We start from the raw sequence: 16,423 nt of genomic DNA on the forward strand, positions 1-16,423 counted from the left end.
GGGCGGGCTTCGGTCCGCCCTGACGTGTTTGTCCGTGACAGATTCGATTACCGCACCTAGTTTCATAGCACCGTGTTTTGAAGCACTTCTTGCGCCACCTGAAAGGGGCACTCCATGGCCACATTCGTTGACCACGTGACGCTGCATTTACGAGCGGGCAATGGAGGAAACGGATGCGTTTCGGTCAAGCGCGAAAAGTTCAAACCCCTGGCCGGCCCCGATGGCGGTAACGGCGGGGGCGGCGGAGACCTCGTACTCGTCGCCGACCCGAGCACGACGACCCTGCTCGGTTACCATCGTTCGCCCCACCGCAGCTCGGACAACGGTGGACCAGGTATGGGCGACCACCGCAATGGTCATAATGGTGACCTGCGCGAGCTCATGGTGCCGATCGGCACGGTCGTCAAAGACGTCGAGGGCAACCAGCTCCTCGATATGAACGAACCCGGCCTGCGCCTCATCGTCGCACCCGGCGGCCAGGGCGGGCTCGGTAACGCTGCCCTCGCCTCGACCAAGCGCAAGGCCCCAGGCTTCGCCCTGCTCGGCACGCTCGGCTGGGAAGGCGACGTCTATCTCGAGCTCAAGACCGTAGCGGATGTCGCGCTCGTCGGATATCCTTCCGCAGGCAAGTCCAGCCTTATCGCCGCCATGAGCGCGGCTCGGCCCAAAATCGCCGACTACCCCTTCACCACGCTGCACCCCAACCTCGGCGTCGTCGAGTCCGGTGAGTCGCGTTACACCATCGCCGACGTGCCCGGCCTCATTGAAGGAGCAAGCGAAGGCAAGGGCCTCGGCCTCGAGTTTTTGCGGCACGTCGAGCGGTGCACCGCCCTGCTGCACGTGTTGGATTGCGCCACACTTGAGCCTGGCCGCGACCCGATCAGCGACCTCGACGTCATCCTTGGCGAACTTGACGCCTACCCGGTACCCGAGGGTCAGAAGCCGCTGCTGCAGCGTTCTCAGCTCGTTGCCTTGAACAAGATCGACGTGCCGGAAGGCCGCGAGCTGGCCTCCTTCGTCAAGGCAGACCTCGAAGCCCGTGGCTACCGTGTGTTCGAGATCTCCAGCGTCACCCACGAGGGTCTCAAGCAACTCAACTACGCCCTTGCCGAGGTCGTGGAACAGGGCCGCGCCGAGGCGGCCGCAGCCGAAGCGAAGAAGCCACGCATCATCATCCGTCCCAAGGCCGTCGACGAGGGTGGTTTCGTCATCAAGGTCGAGGGTGGCACCTTCGGCAACATCTACCGCATCCTCGGTACCAAGCCGGAACGCTGGATTCAGCAGACCGATTTCACCAACGACGAAGCCGTCGGCTTCCTCGCCGACCGGCTCGCCAAACTCGGCATCGAGAACCAGCTGTACAAGTCGGGGGCCATTGCCGGTTCGACCGTCATCATCGGCCCTGGCCACGGTGTCGTCTTCGACTGGGAGCCGACGCTGACCTCGACCGCCGAGCTGATCACCGCTCCGCGCGGCACCGATTCCCGCCTCGACGAGCCCAAGCGCCGCACGAGCAACGAACGCCGCGAGGAATACTTCGGTCGCATGGACGCCAAGTCCTCGGCCCGCGCCGAGCTCATTCGCGAGCGCGAAGCCGGCATGTGGCAGACCGGCGAAGAGGAATACAACGAAGACGTGCGCCTCGCCGACGTGGAGGTGACCACCGATGGCGGAGTCGCTGCCGCCGACACCTCGTCGGCGGCGGACAAAGCCGCGGACGAAGCCGAGACTGAAGCCGCGACCGAAGCCGCGATCGAAGCCGCGACCGAAGCCGAGATTGAAGCCGAGTTCGACCGTAGCAACGACGTCGACAGTGACACTGTGGAGGAAATTCAGAAGTGAGTGGCTTAGCCAGAGAAAACGTAGCGGGCGCGAAACGCGTCGTTGTGAAGGTGGGGTCGTCGTCGATCAGCGGCGAGAACTCCGACCAGATCACCCCCCTCGTTGACGCCCTGGCCGAGGCGTACGGTCGTGGGATCGAGGTCGTACTGATTTCTTCGGGTGCCGTCGCCACCGGAATGCCGTTCCTCAACCTCGAGGAGCGACCCAGCGATGTCGCCACGCAGCAGGCAGCCGCCGCCGTCGGGCAGAACGTATTGATCTTTCGCTACCAGGAAAGCCTGGACCGCTACGGCATCGCGGCGGGCACGGTGCTATTGACCGAGGGCGACGCGCTCAATGAACCGCACCGCAGCAATACCCGGCGCGCGCTCGAACGCCTGCTCGACCTGCGCATTCTGCCGGTCGTCAACGAGAACGACACCGTGGCCGTGTACGGTTTGCGGTTCGGAAGCAACGACCGCCTCGCTGCGCTGGTGGCAACACTCATCCGTGCGGACCTGTTGATCATGCTCAGCGATGTCGATGCGCTCTACACCAAGCCTCCGCACCTGCCGGGGGCGGTAAAGCTCGACTTCATTGGCGCGGATGATCCACTCGACGCATTCGAGTTCAGCTCGAGCGGAGCGACCGGAGTCGGCACCGGGGGAGCGAGTACCAAGGTCGTCGCCGCCCGTTTGGCGACCGAGGCCGGCACCGCTGTTCTGGTGACGTCAACCGAGTTGGCCGCCGCCGCCCTCCGTGGCGAGCACGTCGGCACCTGGTTCGAACCGAAAGCGACTGAAGAGCGCCACGCGCTGCTCTAGTGAAGTCGGGGCAGGCGCACTGTGTCTGAACGTGAGTACCCTGATCAGGGGCGTCAACCTGACTCGCCTCACGCGTGACGATTCTCTTCCCCCAGCAGATGGATGCTCTTCAGACGCCACCAGGCGACTTGCGGCGGTGAAAAAACGTTCGCTGCATTCGGTAAGCTGCCACTAACTGCGCTTGGCGTGGTTGTTTTTTCGCCGAAGGTCGAGTCCGTGGGGTTGCACGTCGTGAGTGGTGAAATCGTGGGGCTCGCGAGGCTATGAGGGCGCACTCGCAGCACGTCGTTCGATCGGCGTCGCGTGTCGTAGTCAAGGTGGGATCCTCGTCGATCAGCGGTGAGAACTCCGGTCAAATTGCGCTACTCGTTGATGCTTTGGCCGAAGCTCATGGTCGGGGTACCGAGGTGGTTCTGGTGTCATCCGGTGCTATCGCGATCGGAATGCCCTATCTCCAACTGCAGGAACGCCCCACCGACCTGGCGACCCAGCAGGCGGCGGCATCCGTTGGGCAGAATCTGCTGATCTTTCGATACCAGGACCGCCTCGACCGCTACGACATCGTGGCCGGCCAGGTGTTGCTCACGGCGAGTGACCTCGACAACGCTACTCACCGCGGCAACGCCCAGCGCGCCATGGAACGCCTGATGGCACTGCGTATACTTCCGATCGTCAATGAGAATGACACGGTCGCCACCCACGAAATTCGATTCGGCGACAATGACCGGCTGGCCGCGCTCGTTGCCACTCTCATCGGCGCCGACCTGCTGGTGCTCCTCAGCGACGTGGACGCCCTCTATACCTGCCCACCAGACATGCCCGGGGCAGAGCGGATCAGTCATGTTGCGTTCGGTGACCCCTTACTCGGCATGAAATTTGGCGCCACAACCGTCAATGGAGTCGGTACCGGGGGAGCCAGCACCAAGGTGACGGCGGCTCGCATCGCCGCCCAAGCCGGAACCGCAGTGCTGGTCACCGCTACCGGGCTGGTGGCCGATGCTCTGCGCGGAGACCCGGTGGGAACCTGGTTCGAACCCTCGACGGCGCCATCGGCATTGCGGATTTCCTGAGAACTGAGAATGCTCTCCTGGATGCCTCCCGTAAACTAAGGAGTATGTTGCAGTCTCCGAACGATGTAGCCCAACTCACACCCACCCTCGAGGCCGCGCGCACCGCCTCCGTGTCACTCGCGTCGGCGCCGACGGAGCTAAAAAACAAAGCCCTCAAGCTGATCGCCCAGGCTCTGCGTGACCATGTCGCAGAGGTCGTCACTGCCAACCAGGCCGACCTCGCCGCCGGCGTCACCAACGGTCTCCGTGACGGACTGCTGGACCGGCTGAAGCTCGACGAGCCCCGAATATTTGCCTTGGCGGATTCCGTCGACCAGATCGCGCTGCTCACTGATCCGGTCGGGCAGATCGTGCGCGGCAGCAGCCTGCCCAACGGCATCAAAATCAGCCAGGTGCGCGTTCCCTTCGGCGTGATCGGGGTCATTTACGAAGCTCGGCCCAATGTCACGGTCGACCTCGCGGCCCTCGCGCTGAAGAGCGGAAATGCTGTTGTACTCCGCGGCGGTTCCGCTGCCGAGAATAGTAACCGGGTGCTCATCGGCCTGGTGCAGGCGGCGATCATCGACGCCGGACTCAACCCCGATTCAGTGCAGACCATCGATCCCTTTGGTAGGGCCGGTGCCACCGAGCTTATGAAGGCCCGCGGCTACGTCGACGTGCTTATTCCCCGTGGCAGCGCCACCCTCATTCAGACCGTGGTGGCCGAGTCCCAAGTGCCAGTCATTGAGACCGGAGCAGGTGTCGTGCACGTCTTCCTTGATGAGTCGGCCACCAAGGAGTGGGCGATCGAGATCGTGCACAATTCCAAGACGCACCGCCCGAGCGTATGCAATGCCCTCGAAACCCTTCTCGTGCACCGAAGCGCCGCCGAACGGCTGCTTCCCGCAGTGTTGGCCAAGCTTGCGGCATCCGGTGTCACCATCCATGCGGATGCCCGCACTCGGTCGATCTATCCGTCCGCGGTCCCGGCGACCGACGAAGACTGGGGCACCGAGTACATGAGTCTCGACATCTCCGTCGCAATCGTCGACTCACTCGACGAGGCCATCGCCCACATTCGCCGCTATTCCACGGGGCACACCGAGTCGATCATCACCAATGACCTGCAGAACGCGGAACGTTTTCTGAACGAGGTCGATTCGGCAGCGGTCATGGTCAACACCTCGACCCGGTTCACCGACGGCGGCGAGTTTGGGTTCGGCGCCGAGGTGGGAATCTCTACCCAGAAGCTGCACGCTCGCGGGCCGATGGGTTTACCAGAACTAACCAGCACAAAATGGATCGTGCGCGGCACCGGACAGGTGCGTGCTTAGGTCCGATGGCGGGGTCCGGCTAGAATGGGACGACGGCGTGAGTCGTCAAGCCTGCGACCCGTCGCTGTCATCTCAAGCCGCGCTTAACCGGTGCGGCCCGTGAATGGAGAACCGATGTCTTTTCTGACTGCCGTGCTGACCGAGGTCGAGCACATCGCCCTGCCGTTGCCGCTCGTCGTCTACCCGATGGTCGCGGCCGTGTTGTTCCTGGCGCTCGGCGTCGTGCTGTGGAGCTTTCGTGATGTAGCGAACCGTCACAGCGGCAAAGCCAATGCTTACGCGGCCGCGCACGGCGGACATGGTGGCACCTCCGACACCGGTGGCCATTAGAAGCCTGATTTCACAGTGACAGTTCGTCGTCCACGCATCGGCGTGATGGGCGGAACGTTCGACCCCATCCACCATGGGCACCTCGTCGCCGCCAGCGAGGTGGCACAGAGTTTCGACCTCGACGAGGTGGTCTTCGTGCCGACCGGGCAGCCGTGGCAGAAAAGCGGCGTAACCCAAAGCGAACACCGGTACCTGATGACCGTGATCGCAACTGCCTCCAATCCACGGTTCACGGTAAGCCGGGTCGATATCGACCGGGTCGGGCCGACCTACACAATAGACACGCTGCGTGACCTGCATGAAGAGCGTCCGGACGCCGAATTGTTCTTCATTACCGGAGCGGATGCCATCACCCAGATTCTCGGCTGGAAAGACGTTCGCGAACTCTGGGAGCTGGCGCACTTCGTCGCTGTGAGTCGCCCGGGGCATGAGCTGAGCGTTTCAGGATTACCGAACCAAGACGTAAGCTTATTGGAAGTCCCGGCACTGGCCATTTCGTCCACTGACTGCCGGGCACGGGTCAATCGGGGATTCCCGGTCTGGTATCTGGTCCCCGACGGGGTTGTCCAGTACATCTCAAAGCATCATCTGTATCGGAGTGTGGCATGACGTTGGGAGAGCCTCAGCCCCTCAGCCGACGTCAGGCGCGCGAACTTGCCCGCGACCAGGGTGATGAAACGGCCGCGTCACACGACGCAATCCCGACTCTCGACGTTCCGGTCCTGGCGCCGGCCGCGCTCCGCCCCGCATCCTTCGCCGCCTCAACACCGCCTGCGACATCTCGCCGAACGAGCCGGCACCACACGAGTTCCGAAATAGACGAGGCCCAGGAGGCACTACTTTCTGGCGCAAGCCCACTCGCAGCCGAGTCCGCGTCGTCTGTTCCGGTGTCGGCACCATACACGCCCAGTCGCCGGGAATTACGTGCATTGCACGCGCGCGAGCAAGAGCAGGCCCTCGCTACCGGCGACTTTCCGATTTCCGCTGGTGAGCCGGTCGAGGCGAAAGTTACTGATGCTGCGCCGGGCGACGCTGCGCCGGTCGATGCTGCGCCGGCCGAGCCCGAGCTGATCGAGGCCGAGCCGGTCGAGCCCGAGCCAGTCGAGCCCGAGCCGGCCACTCCGGTCGTCGTCGACCGGGTCGAACGCGAGCAAATGTACGCCGAACCGACCGTGGCCGAACCTATCGTCACGGCGCCGATCGAGGCACCAGACTCGGCTGCCAGCTCGATCGCCGGTTGGATACCGCCGATCGGGCACTGGTCGGTCGATGAGGATGCCCTGCGCGTCGCGGCGCCGCAGCGCGACCAGTCCCTCGACGAACTGATCAACCGCGGTATCGGGGCCGGTGGGATTCCCACCACCACGAACGCGCTCATATTGCCGTCGATTCCGCATCAGGGCAGCAGCGTGAGTCCCATCTCCAACACCGGTGAGATCATGATCACCGGTTCATTCGACCTGCCGCGTAGCCTTGGCTCGACTGGCGCGCATCCGAATCTGTTCGATTCGTCGGAAATAGACCACATGATGGACCAGCTCGACGCCGATCAACTCGGGGGGGACTCGGCCCCGGTTAGTGCGAGTCGCGCTGTGAGTACGCATGCCTCGACGCGGGGCATGCTGGCCCCGCCCAAGAAACGTCGTGCCTCGCTTCCGATGATTCTCGTCATCGCGACGGCAGTTTTGGCTGTGAGCGTTCTAGCGCTTTTCGTGACCGGCTATCTGCTGGGCAATTTCTAGTGGCTCAAATCATTCAACCTCGTCCCGCCCGCTCTATGAGCCCCTGCTGTTCGCCTTCTTTCGTTCCCTTTATCATCGCCACAATGGCAATACCGCCTCGCTTTACAATCTCAAGGATTCATTCATGACCACTTCACCTCACGCCCTCGAGCTGCTTGCAATCGCCGTCGCCGCCGCCGACTCCAAGGGAGGAGAAGATCTTGTCGCCCTCGATGTCTCGAATCCGCTTCCTCTGGCCGATATCTTCTTCATCGTCACTGGCCGATCCGAGCGCAACGTGGTTGCGATTGCCGGTGAGATCGAAGACAAACTGATCGAGGCCGGCTACAAGCCGCTTCGTCGTGAGGGACGGGCTGCCGGTCGCTGGGTGCTGGTTGACTTCGGTGACCTGGTCGTGCATGTCTTCCACGAGGAAGAGCGGCAGTATTACTCCCTCGAGCGACTGTGGAAAGATTGCCCGGTGATTCCAACCGGGATTCCCGCCAAATTGTCGGTAGAAGACGCCGCTGAAGAGGTCGCGGAGTAGCTTCGGTTTCGCAGATCCCAATCTGTGTTGTAAGCTAACAAAGTTGTTTCGGAGCAATTCGAAACAACAATCTGGGTCCGTGGCGCAGCTGGTAGCGCACCTGCATGGCATGCAGGGGGTCAGGGGTTCGAATCCCCTCGGATCCACCGAGTATGAAATAGCTCCGACATTGTCGGGGCTATTTTTTTGTATCGGCAGTGTAGAAGTTGTGAATGCAAAAGAAATACCGCGTGGCGGGTATCGGAATGCGGGTGGGGCAGCCATAATTTCTTAGTGGTTATTGCCACAACGAATGCATCCATCCCGAATGTATTCGACATCGTATTGGAGAATCTCAGAATGAAGAAGACCACGGTTCAGCTGCTGGACGACCTTGACGGCACCGTTATCGAGAATGGCTCCGGAGCGACCGTTTCTTTTACTTTTGAGGGTGACTCTTACGAGATCGATCTGTCCGCAGGAAATCTCGCTGAATTCCGATCTGCAGTCAAGCCCTACATAAATGTTTCACGGCGCGTTGGCTATGTGCCCGCCAAGCCGCGCGGTGCCAGTTCGGCCGGTTCAGACCGGGCCGAGCTGCAGGCCATCCGTGCCTGGGCCGCCGCCAACGGCACGCACGTGTCCGACCGTGGGCGCATCTCCGGCACCGTGCGCGAGGCTTACGCCAAAGCACAGGCGTAGCAGACTCTCACACAGCCCATCACTGTGGATCAGCGTTGTCCGTGCCTGAGCGGCGACACTTATTCTGTCTGCTGCGGCCGCTTTCACAGTGGTGCTGCTTCACCACCAACGGCTGAATGGCTCATGCGTTCGCGGTATAGCGCTTTTTACCTCGGCGACGCCCAGTACTTACTCAAGACCTGGCATCAGCTGACCAGACCTGAATCATTCGAACTGGACCCGGAGATAACGTGGCGGCGGCTCGATATCGTGCGCACAGAACGCGGCGGGTTACTCGATAAAGAAGGCATCGTGGAATTCGCAGCGCACTATCGTGAAGACGGCATGGCAAGACAACAAAATGAAATCAGTCGCTTTCTCAAGGTCGACCGCCAATGGTACTATCTCGACGCTGCGCCAGAGGGTCTGGCGTGGGAATAGCCCGGCCCGGCAATGGCGTGGGTCAAATTCCAACACAGGTGTCACCGTCGGGAATATCCGGCGGCCATTTCCCAGACACGTAACCTAAGTTTGGTAAATGTCAGAGCACCTCTCCCACGATATAGCCAGCGGCAGCGACCCGCGGCATCCGGTGCGGCGGGCACTGCGGCGTGCTCGCACGTGGGTCGACGGGCACCCGCATCTGCTCTTCGCCTATCGCCTCGGCGTCGCGCTGCTCGGCACGATGATTATCGCGATCGGCATCCTTCTGATTCCTTTGCCGGGACCGGGGTGGCTTATCGTCTTTTTGGGCCTCGCCGTGCTCGGAACGGAATTCGCGTGGGCGCGTCGGTTTGGAGCATTCCTCAAGCGCATTGTCACTCGGGTCTGGGCGTGGTGGCGCGTGCGACGTGATCGCCGGGTGTCCAGTTCTTCCTGAGTGCAATGGGCATCTGCTGGCGGCGGATGCGATTGGTCAGCGGCCCAGCGACGGTGCGGGAACGGTGATGAAAAGTGAGATCAAGACGGCGACGTAGACGATCACGAAGATTGCCGGGGTCACGTAGCGCACGACATTGACCCACGCTGCCATGGCGACGATGCACCGGGTAACCGAGCTGGGCGCCGTCACGGAACGCAGGTCGGCGATGACGGCCAGTCCCTCGTTGGCGGCGGCTATTTGCGCGAGCGCCCCAAAAATACCCGACGCGAGCAAAATACCTGCCGCGGCAATGCGCACGGCCAGGTCGGCGGTGCCGAGTCCGAGTGCGAGAAAGCCCACGGTGGCGGTCAACAGAAAAGTTGGGGCGGCCTGGGACGCGATGATGTGTGCTCGCGCCTTGACCCACAAACTGATGAGGTCGATTTCGGTCATGGGGGTCTCCAGTCGTCGGGTGCAGAGAGCACGTGGTTCCATTTTGGTCGCTCTGGCAGTGCAAATCGAAAATGATGAACGAAATTCTGTCAGGACCTCGTTGCACAGGCAGATGCATGTGCCGGGAAATATTCGTGTCTCGTGAAAAGCCGTAATCGCGTGATGTGCAAACGGGAACCGGGACTGGTGCTTTCGGAGTCGCCGTACCGTACCGTCACCGTCACCGTCGCCGGGCGCCGGGCGCCGGGAAGGCGGATATGTCGGCGCATGCCTGTAGCGTATTCTGCAAGCGCGATCCGATCACCTGGCTGCGCGCGCCCTCGTCGCTGCTTTCGCATTTGACCGTGTCTTATCTTCATCCCGAGGAGTCTCATGGAAACCTGGCCCGGAACCGCCTACCCCCTCGGCGCGACGTTTGACGGGAGCGGCACCAATTTCGCCCTGTTCAGCGAAGCCGCCCAACGCGTCGAGCTGTGTCTCATCGATGAGGACGGGGGTGAGACGCGGGTGGAGGTGCGCGAGTCATCCGCTTTTATTTGGCACTGTTACCTGCCACTCGTACAGCCGGGCCAGCGTTACGGGTATCGGGTGCACGGCACTTATGACCCGGCGGCCGGTAATCGGGCCAACCCGAGCAAGCTGCTGCTCGATCCATACGCCAAGGCCACTACTAAGGCCATCGACTGGGATCCCTCGTTGTTCTCCTACGATTTCGATGACCCCGATGCACCGAATGACGAAGATTCCGCCTCGCACATGATGCTCGGCGTCGTCGTCAACCCGTTCTTCGACTGGACCGGTGACCGGTCTCTGCGCACACCATACAGTGAGTCCTTCATCTACGAAGCACACGTCAAAGGCCTCACCAAGCTGCAACAATCGGTGCCCGAAACGCAACGCGGCACCTACGCCGGGTTGGCGCATCCGTCGGTCATCGACCACCTGCAAAAGCTCGGCGTGACCGCCATCGAGCTGATGCCGGTGCACCAGTTCGTCGACGACGGAACCCTCGTTGACCAGGGCCTCAACAACTACTGGGGCTACAACACGATCGGATTCTTCGCGCCGCACAGCGCCTATTCCTCGACCGGCGACCTCGGGCAGCAGGTGCAGGAATTCAAGGGCATGGTGCGCAGCCTGCACGCCGCCGGCATCGAGGTCATTCTCGACGTGGTCTACAATCACACCGCCGAGGGCAACCATATGGGACCGACCCTGTCGTTCAAGGGCATCGACAATGAGGCCTACTATCGCCTGATGAGCGACGACAAACGCTACTACATGGACTACACCGGCACCGGAAACACCCTCAATGTGCGCCACCCGCACGTGCTGCAGCTCATCATGGACTCGCTGCGTTACTGGGTGCTCGAGATGCACGTCGACGGATTTCGGTTCGATCTGGCGTCGGCCCTAGCCCGAGACCTCTACGACGTCGACAAGCTCTCCACCTTCTTCGAGCTCGTGCAACAAGACCCGATCGTCTCGCAGGTCAAGCTCATCGCCGAGCCGTGGGATGTCGGTCCCGGCGGCTACCAGGTGGGAAACTTTCCTTCCCAGTGGTCAGAATGGAACGGTCAGTACCGCGACACCGTGCGCGATTTTTGGCGTGGTGAGTCGTCTACTCTGGGCGAATTCGCCTCCCGCGTGGCCGGATCCGCCGACCTCTACGAACACTCCGGGCGCCGCCCGATGGCCTCGATCAACTTCGTGACCGCGCACGACGGTTTCACCATCGCCGACCTCGTCTCATACAACGAGAAGCACAACGATGCCAACGGCGAAGACAACAAAGATGGCGAGTCGCACAACCGCTCGTGGAACTCCGGTGTTGAGGGCCCCAGTGATGATCCCTCGATTCGCGGGCTGCGCGCCCGGCAGGCACGCAACTTCATTGCGACGCTGCTTTTGTCGCAGGGAGTACCGATGCTGCTGCACGGCGACGAGCTGGGCCGTACGCAGCTCGGCAACAACAACACCTACGCGCAGGATTCCGAGCTGACTTGGATTCACTGGGACGAGGCCGATGTGCCGCTGATCGAATTCACGGCGGCCGTATCCCGCCTGCGCCGTGAGCATCCAACTTTCCGGCGCAGCAGATTCTTCGACGGTCGACCCGGTAAGCGGGTGGCGGGCGAATCGCTGCCCGATATCGTCTGGCTCAACACCGATGGTGAACCGATGGTGCCTAAAGACTGGGATGAAAGCCTGGCCCGCACAGTGGCCAAATTTCTCAACGGCAACGGAATCCGCGAGCGTGACGCGCGAGGTCAGGACGTCACCGACGACAACTTTCTCCTATTGTTCAACGCCGACGCCGAAGACGAGGAATTCACGCTCCCGCCCGATGAGTATGCTCCGGCCTGGGAGATCGTGGTCGACACCGCCGGCGACGGCGCCGATTCCACCCCCCGTCCGGCCGGAGCAATTCAGATCGTGGCCGGTCGTTCCCTCGCGGTGCTGCGCGCCTATTACGAACCCGAAGTCGTGCCGGACCACTCCGTCGCAGCGTCACTGGCCGGTGCCACCGGTCTGATGACCCCGGTAAGCCACAGCTGAGGGCCGGGTCGATGACCGACGAACCAGGTAGTGCAGCAGCGGAGCCGGTAGCCGTACCGCGCTCGACCTATCGACTGCAGATCACCGCAACCTTTGACCTGGATGCCGCCGCGGCAACGGTCGACTACATTCGCGATCTCGGTGCCGACTGGGTCTACCTCTCACCGCTGCTGCAGGCCGAGGCCGGATCGGATCACGGGTATGACGTCGTCGATCATTCCCTCGTCGATCCGGCCAGAGGCGGGGCGGATGCCCTGGACCGGTTCGCGACAGCGGCCCACCTGTCGGGGCAGGGCTTACTCGTGGACATCGTGCCGAACCACATGGGGGTAGCGACGCCGCGGCAGAATTCGTGGTGGTGGGACCTGCTCCAAAATGGTCAACAGTCGCGTTACGCCGAGGCGTTCGACGTGGACTGGGCGTTCGGCCAGGGTCGAATTCGCATTCCGGTGCTGGGCGACGGGCCTGGCCAGCTCGACCAGTTGAAGATCGTCGACGGCGAACTGCACTATTTCGATAATCACTTTCCGATTGCCGCCGGATCGGCCGACAACGGTGCCAGCCCAGCCGATGTGCACGATCGGCAGAACTATGAGCTGGTGAACTGGCGGCGGGCCGACGACGAATTGAACTACCGTCGATTCTTCGCTGTGAACAGTCTGGCCGGTATTCGCGTCGAAATACCGTGGGTGTTCGAGGAGTCGCACCGTGAGATCGTGCGTTGGGTGCGTGAGGGTCTCGTGCAGGGACTGCGGGTCGACCACCCGGATGGCCTGGCCGACCCGGCGCGTTATCTCGAGGCGCTGCGTCGTGCAACACACGGCGCTTACGTTCTGGTCGAGAAAATTCTCGAGGGGCCAGAGCAACTGCCCACGAGCTGGGCTACGGCCGGTACTACCGGGTATGACGCCCTCACCGACGTCGATCGGGTTCTGGTTGATCCGGCCGGTCAGGCGGATCTTGACGCCCTGGAGTTGCGGCTGCAGGGGGAGAATACGGCCGGGTGGGGGAAGCTGGTGTATCACAACAAGCGCGCGGTGGCCGACGGCATTCTGCGCTCGGAGGTGCTGCGCATCGCTCGCCTGGTGCCAAGCGACGAGCAGAGTAACGACCACACCGCCGACGCTCTCGCCGAACTTCTGGCCTGGTTCCCGGTCTATCGTTCCTACCTGCCCCTGGGCCAGGGCAACCTGCAGGCGGCGGCGAATCGATCGATCGCCCACAGACCCGAATTCGAGGCTGAAATCCACCGGCTGCTGCCGCTGCTGGGCGATCAGGAGCATCCGGCTGCCGTGCGCTTTCAACAAACGTCGGGCATGGTCATGGCCAAGGGTGTCGAAGATCGCGCCTACTATCGATTCAGCCGGCTTACCTCGCTCAATGAAGTCGGCGCTGACCCCGATGAGTTTGCGGTTACGGTAACGGAGTTCCACGATCGGCAGCGAGCGCGCCAGGCCGGGTTCCCGCTGTCGATGACAACCCTGTCGACCCACGATACGAAACGTGGCGAAGACGTGCGGGCGCGCATCTCGGTGCTCGCTGAGATCCCCGCCCGGTGGGGGGCCGTGCTCGAGCAACTACGGGCGCGCCATCCGCTTGATGACGCGCCGTTCGAGAACCTGCTCTGGCAGGCGATCGTCGGCGCCTGGCCAGCCAGCAGGGAGCGTCTCTTCGCCTACGCACTCAAGGCGGCGCGCGAGGCCGGTACCTCGACCACCTGGACCGAGCAGAACGCTGATTTTGAGGCGAAACTCGATGGGCTTATCACCGCCGTCGTCAGTCCCGGGCCGACCCGTGACCTCATCATCGGACTGGTCTCTGAACTGCAGCAGGCAGGCTGGAGTAATTCGCTCTCGCTCAAACTGTTGCAACTGACCATGCCGGGAGTCCCCGACGTGTATCAGGGCAGTGAGCTGTGGGAGACGTCACTGGTCGACCCGGACAACCGCCGCCCGGTCGACTATGAGCTGCGCCGCGAACTGCTGACCCGCATCGACGACGGATGGCTCCCTCCCATCGACGAGGGCGCGGCCGCGAAGCTGCTGATCACCTCACGCGCCCTGAGGCTGCGCCGCGACCGGGCGGACTTGTTCACTCGCTACGTCTCGATACCCGCCTTCGGCGCGGCCGCCGGGCACATCGTGGCATTCGATCGCGGGGGCGCGATCACGGTGGCCACCCGGCTGCCGGTCGGACTGCGCCGCGCCGGGGGCTGGGGCGACACGACCGTTCTGGTGGCCGGCCGCAGCTACATCGACGTGCTCACCCAGGAGAGGTTCGATGGTCCGAGCTTGCGCGTCGCTGACGTTCTCGCACGCTACCCCGCTGCTCTGCTGGTCGCGGATGACGATGACCGAGGTTCCCCGTTCGACCCCACCCTCCACAACCGCACAGGACGACACGCATGAACGATCAGAAATTTGAGGTCTGGGCGCCCGACGCGCACGCCGTGCAGGTGCAGCTCGGGCCGCGCAGGCTCGAGCTGACGGCGCGCGATGACGGCTGGTGGGAGCTGCCGGCATCCGTTCCCCCTGCCGGTGCCGGCGGAATCGACTATGGGTTCATTGTCGACGGGAGTGGGCCGTTCGCAGACCCGCGCGCGCGGCGTCAGCCCGGTGGGGTTCACGCCCTGTCGCGCACCTTCGACTCCGCCGAACATATCTGGCAGGACACCGCCTGGACCGGTCGCCAACTCGCCGGCGCCATCATCTACGAGCTGCACGTGGGAACCTTCACACCCGAGGGCACGTTCGAAGCGGCAGCGAGCCGGCTCGATCACCTGAAATCGATCGGTGTCGACTTCGTTGAACTGTTGCCGGTGAACGCGTTCAACGGAACGCACAACTGGGGTTACGACGGTGTGCTCTGGTACGCCGTGCACGAGGGCTACGGCGGCCCAGCCGCCTATCAGAATTTCGTTGACGCCTGCCACCGGCATGGCATCGGCGTGATCCAGGATGTCGTGTACAACCACCTCGGTCCGAGCGGCAACTATCTGCCCCGGTACGGTCCATATCTGAGCGAGGCTGCAGAAAACACCTGGGGTTCCTCGCTCAACCTCGACGGGCCAAATTCCGACCCGGTGCGCCGCTATATTCTGGATAATGCCCTGATGTGGCTCAGCGATTACCACGTCGACGGCCTGCGACTCGACGCTGTCCACGCGCTGCGCGACACGAGCGCCACCCACCTGCTCGAGCAACTCGCCACCGAGGTCGGCGCGCTCAGCGCCGCAATCGGGCGTCCGCTCACCCTGATCGCCGAATCCGACCTCAACGATCCACGCCTCATCACGCCCAAAGCGGCGAACGGTTACGGCCTGGACGCCCAGTGGAGTGACGACTTCCACCACGCCGTGCACGTGGCCCTCACCGGGGAAACCGCCGGGTATTACGCCGACTTCGAGCCGCTTGATGCCCTCGCCAAGGTGATCACCCACGGATTCTTTCACGACGGCACGTACTCGAGTTTTCGCGAACGCACCCACGGCCGCCGCATCGATCGTGAACGGATGCCCACCTGGCGACTGGTCGTCGCGTCCCAGAATCACGACCAGATCGGCAATCGGGCCATCGGCGACCGTCTCAGCGCCCAGCTGGATGTGGGTCAACTCGCCATTGCGGCGGCGCTGACCCTGCTCGGGCCGTATACGCCGATGCTGTTCATGGGGGAGGAATGGGGCGCGACAACGCCGTGGCAGTTCTTTACGTCGCATCCCGAGCCCGAGCTCGGCACAGCAACGGCCACCGGGCGTATCAACGAGTTCGCCCGGATGGGCTGGGATCCGCAGATCGTTCCCGACCCGCAGAACCCGGCCACGTTCGAGCGTTCCAAACTCAACTGGAGTGAGTCGAGCGAGACCGAGCATGGTCGGCTGCTCGGGTTTTATCGTGACCTCGCGGTGCTTCGCCGTTCGCATCCCGACATCACGGATCCACGGTTCGACCAGATTGCCGTGGAGTTCGATGCCGTCGACGGGTGGTTGCGGCTGCGCCGTGGCGGCACACAAATTTTGATCAACTTCGGTGAGCGGTCGGTACACGTGCCGGCCAGTGGGGGAGAGGTGGTGTTGTCTTTCGCGACCGGTCCCGATGCTGTGCAGGATCGGCTGCCCGATGCCCTGCAGCTCGCTCCGCACTCCGTCGTCGTGTTGGTCTGAGCTGGGCTGTGCTGAGCTGGGCTGGGCTGGGCTGGGCTGGGCTGGTGACGGATCTGGTCTGGCAAGATGGGTCTGCTGACACCGGTTGCAGCAGATGTGATGAG

The 16,423-nt window shown here is 62.9% G+C and carries 15 protein-coding genes and 1 tRNA gene; 15 read left to right on the forward strand and 1 reads right to left on the reverse strand.

Annotated features, from left to right (window positions below; genetic code table 11):
• The first annotated feature begins 114 nt into the window (after positions 1–114).
• The 12 genes from obgE to E3T38_RS09740 all read left to right on the forward strand — a co-directional run bounded on the left by obgE (position 115) and on the right by E3T38_RS09740 (position 9,166).
• Positions 115–1,842 (forward strand): GTPase ObgE, encoded by a 1,728-nt coding sequence (gene obgE, locus E3T38_RS09685; RefSeq protein ID WP_134548046.1) that lies wholly within the window; start codon positions 115–117, stop codon positions 1,840–1,842.
• Positions 1,839–2,645, forward strand: a complete 807-nt coding sequence (gene proB / locus E3T38_RS09690; protein WP_134548047.1) for a glutamate 5-kinase — start codon at positions 1,839–1,841, stop codon at positions 2,643–2,645. The genes obgE and proB (E3T38_RS09690) overlap by 4 nt, the downstream gene beginning before the upstream one ends.
• A gap of 263 nt (positions 2,646–2,908) precedes the next feature.
• Entirely contained in the window at positions 2,909–3,715 is an 807-nt protein-coding gene (gene proB / locus E3T38_RS09695; RefSeq protein ID WP_134548048.1) for a glutamate 5-kinase, read from the forward strand.
• Positions 3,716–3,759: 44 nt separating this feature from the next.
• Positions 3,760–5,028 carry a glutamate-5-semialdehyde dehydrogenase gene (locus tag E3T38_RS09700; protein WP_134548049.1) on the forward strand — a complete coding sequence of 423 codons (1,269 nt, stop codon included), beginning with the start codon at positions 3,760–3,762 and terminating at the stop codon, positions 5,026–5,028.
• Between the two features lie 114 nt (positions 5,029–5,142).
• Positions 5,143–5,358 (forward strand): hypothetical protein, encoded by a 216-nt coding sequence (locus tag E3T38_RS09705; RefSeq protein ID WP_134548050.1) that lies wholly within the window; start codon positions 5,143–5,145, stop codon positions 5,356–5,358.
• Positions 5,359–5,373: 15 nt separating this feature from the next.
• Positions 5,374–5,967 carry a nicotinate-nucleotide adenylyltransferase gene (gene nadD / locus E3T38_RS09710; protein WP_134548051.1) on the forward strand — a complete coding sequence of 198 codons (594 nt, stop codon included), beginning with the start codon at positions 5,374–5,376 and terminating at the stop codon, positions 5,965–5,967.
• Positions 5,964–7,100 carry a hypothetical protein gene (locus E3T38_RS09715; protein ID WP_134548052.1) on the forward strand — a complete coding sequence of 379 codons (1,137 nt, stop codon included), beginning with the start codon at positions 5,964–5,966 and terminating at the stop codon, positions 7,098–7,100. The genes nadD and E3T38_RS09715 overlap by 4 nt, the downstream gene beginning before the upstream one ends.
• A 124-nt stretch (positions 7,101–7,224) precedes the next feature.
• On the forward strand, positions 7,225–7,626 hold the full coding sequence (gene rsfS, locus E3T38_RS09720; RefSeq protein WP_104197855.1) for a ribosome silencing factor: 402 nt from the start codon (positions 7,225–7,227) through the stop codon (positions 7,624–7,626).
• Positions 7,627–7,699: 73 nt separating this feature from the next.
• Positions 7,700–7,772: transfer RNA gene (locus tag E3T38_RS09725), tRNA-Ala, on the forward strand.
• 127 nt (positions 7,773–7,899) lie between these two features.
• On the forward strand, positions 7,900–8,307 hold the full coding sequence (locus E3T38_RS09730) for an Lsr2 family protein (RefSeq protein ID WP_370449019.1): 408 nt from the start codon (positions 7,900–7,902) through the stop codon (positions 8,305–8,307).
• Positions 8,308–8,331: 24 nt separating this feature from the next.
• Positions 8,332–8,727, forward strand: a complete 396-nt coding sequence (locus tag E3T38_RS09735) for a YchJ family protein (RefSeq protein ID WP_198417342.1) — start codon at positions 8,332–8,334, stop codon at positions 8,725–8,727.
• A gap of 97 nt (positions 8,728–8,824) precedes the next feature.
• Positions 8,825–9,166 carry a TIGR02611 family protein gene (locus E3T38_RS09740; RefSeq protein WP_134548054.1) on the forward strand — a complete coding sequence of 114 codons (342 nt, stop codon included), beginning with the start codon at positions 8,825–8,827 and terminating at the stop codon, positions 9,164–9,166.
• Positions 9,167–9,202: 36 nt separating this feature from the next.
• Here E3T38_RS09740 and E3T38_RS09745 read toward each other — a convergent pair whose 3' ends face one another.
• Positions 9,203–9,601: a hypothetical protein gene (locus E3T38_RS09745; protein WP_104197859.1), complete on the reverse strand. Its 399-nt coding sequence runs from the start codon at positions 9,599–9,601 to the stop codon at positions 9,203–9,205.
• Between the two features lie 372 nt (positions 9,602–9,973).
• Between E3T38_RS09745 and glgX the strand changes: the two genes are divergently transcribed.
• Genes glgX through treZ form a run of 3 tightly spaced genes read left to right on the forward strand, consistent with a single transcriptional unit; the run spans position 9,974 to position 16,319 of the window.
• On the forward strand, positions 9,974–12,160 hold the full coding sequence (gene glgX, locus E3T38_RS09750; protein ID WP_134548055.1) for a glycogen debranching protein GlgX: 2,187 nt from the start codon (positions 9,974–9,976) through the stop codon (positions 12,158–12,160).
• 11 nt (positions 12,161–12,171) lie between these two features.
• A complete protein-coding gene (gene treY, locus E3T38_RS09755; RefSeq protein ID WP_134548056.1) occupies positions 12,172–14,568 on the forward strand; it encodes a malto-oligosyltrehalose synthase in 2,397 nt (798 codons plus the stop codon).
• The gene (gene treZ, locus E3T38_RS09760; RefSeq protein WP_134548057.1) at positions 14,565–16,319 is read left to right on the forward strand and encodes a malto-oligosyltrehalose trehalohydrolase; all 1,755 of its coding nucleotides are present in this window, start codon (positions 14,565–14,567) and stop codon (positions 16,317–16,319) included. The genes treY and treZ overlap by 4 nt, the downstream gene beginning before the upstream one ends.
• The last annotated feature ends 104 nt before the right edge of the window (positions 16,320–16,423 follow it).

The organism is Cryobacterium sp. Hb1, from assembly GCF_004403585.1.
GTDB classification, from domain to species: Bacteria; Actinomycetota; Actinomycetes; order Actinomycetales; family Microbacteriaceae; genus Cryobacterium; species Cryobacterium lyxosi.

Bases quoted from the DNA above. Each gene is read 5' to 3' on its own strand.
- obgE (WP_134548046.1), top strand. From the start codon at position 115: ATGGCCACATTCGTTGACCACGTGACGCTGCATTTACGAGCGGGCAAT.
- proB (WP_134548048.1), top strand. From the start codon at position 2,909: ATGAGGGCGCACTCGCAGCACGTCGTTCGATCGGCGTCGCGTGTCGTA.
- E3T38_RS09700 (WP_134548049.1), top strand. From the start codon at position 3,760: ATGTTGCAGTCTCCGAACGATGTAGCCCAACTCACACCCACCCTCGAG.
- E3T38_RS09705 (WP_134548050.1), top strand. From the start codon at position 5,143: ATGTCTTTTCTGACTGCCGTGCTGACCGAGGTCGAGCACATCGCCCTG.
- E3T38_RS09715 (WP_134548052.1), top strand. From the start codon at position 5,964: ATGACGTTGGGAGAGCCTCAGCCCCTCAGCCGACGTCAGGCGCGCGAA.
- rsfS (WP_104197855.1), top strand. From the start codon at position 7,225: ATGACCACTTCACCTCACGCCCTCGAGCTGCTTGCAATCGCCGTCGCC.
- E3T38_RS09740 (WP_134548054.1), top strand. From the start codon at position 8,825: ATGTCAGAGCACCTCTCCCACGATATAGCCAGCGGCAGCGACCCGCGG.
- E3T38_RS09745 (WP_104197859.1), bottom strand. From the start codon at position 9,601: ATGACCGAAATCGACCTCATCAGTTTGTGGGTCAAGGCGCGAGCACAC.
- glgX (WP_134548055.1), top strand. From the start codon at position 9,974: ATGGAAACCTGGCCCGGAACCGCCTACCCCCTCGGCGCGACGTTTGAC.
- treY (WP_134548056.1), top strand. From the start codon at position 12,172: ATGACCGACGAACCAGGTAGTGCAGCAGCGGAGCCGGTAGCCGTACCG.
- treZ (WP_134548057.1), top strand. From the start codon at position 14,565: ATGAACGATCAGAAATTTGAGGTCTGGGCGCCCGACGCGCACGCCGTG.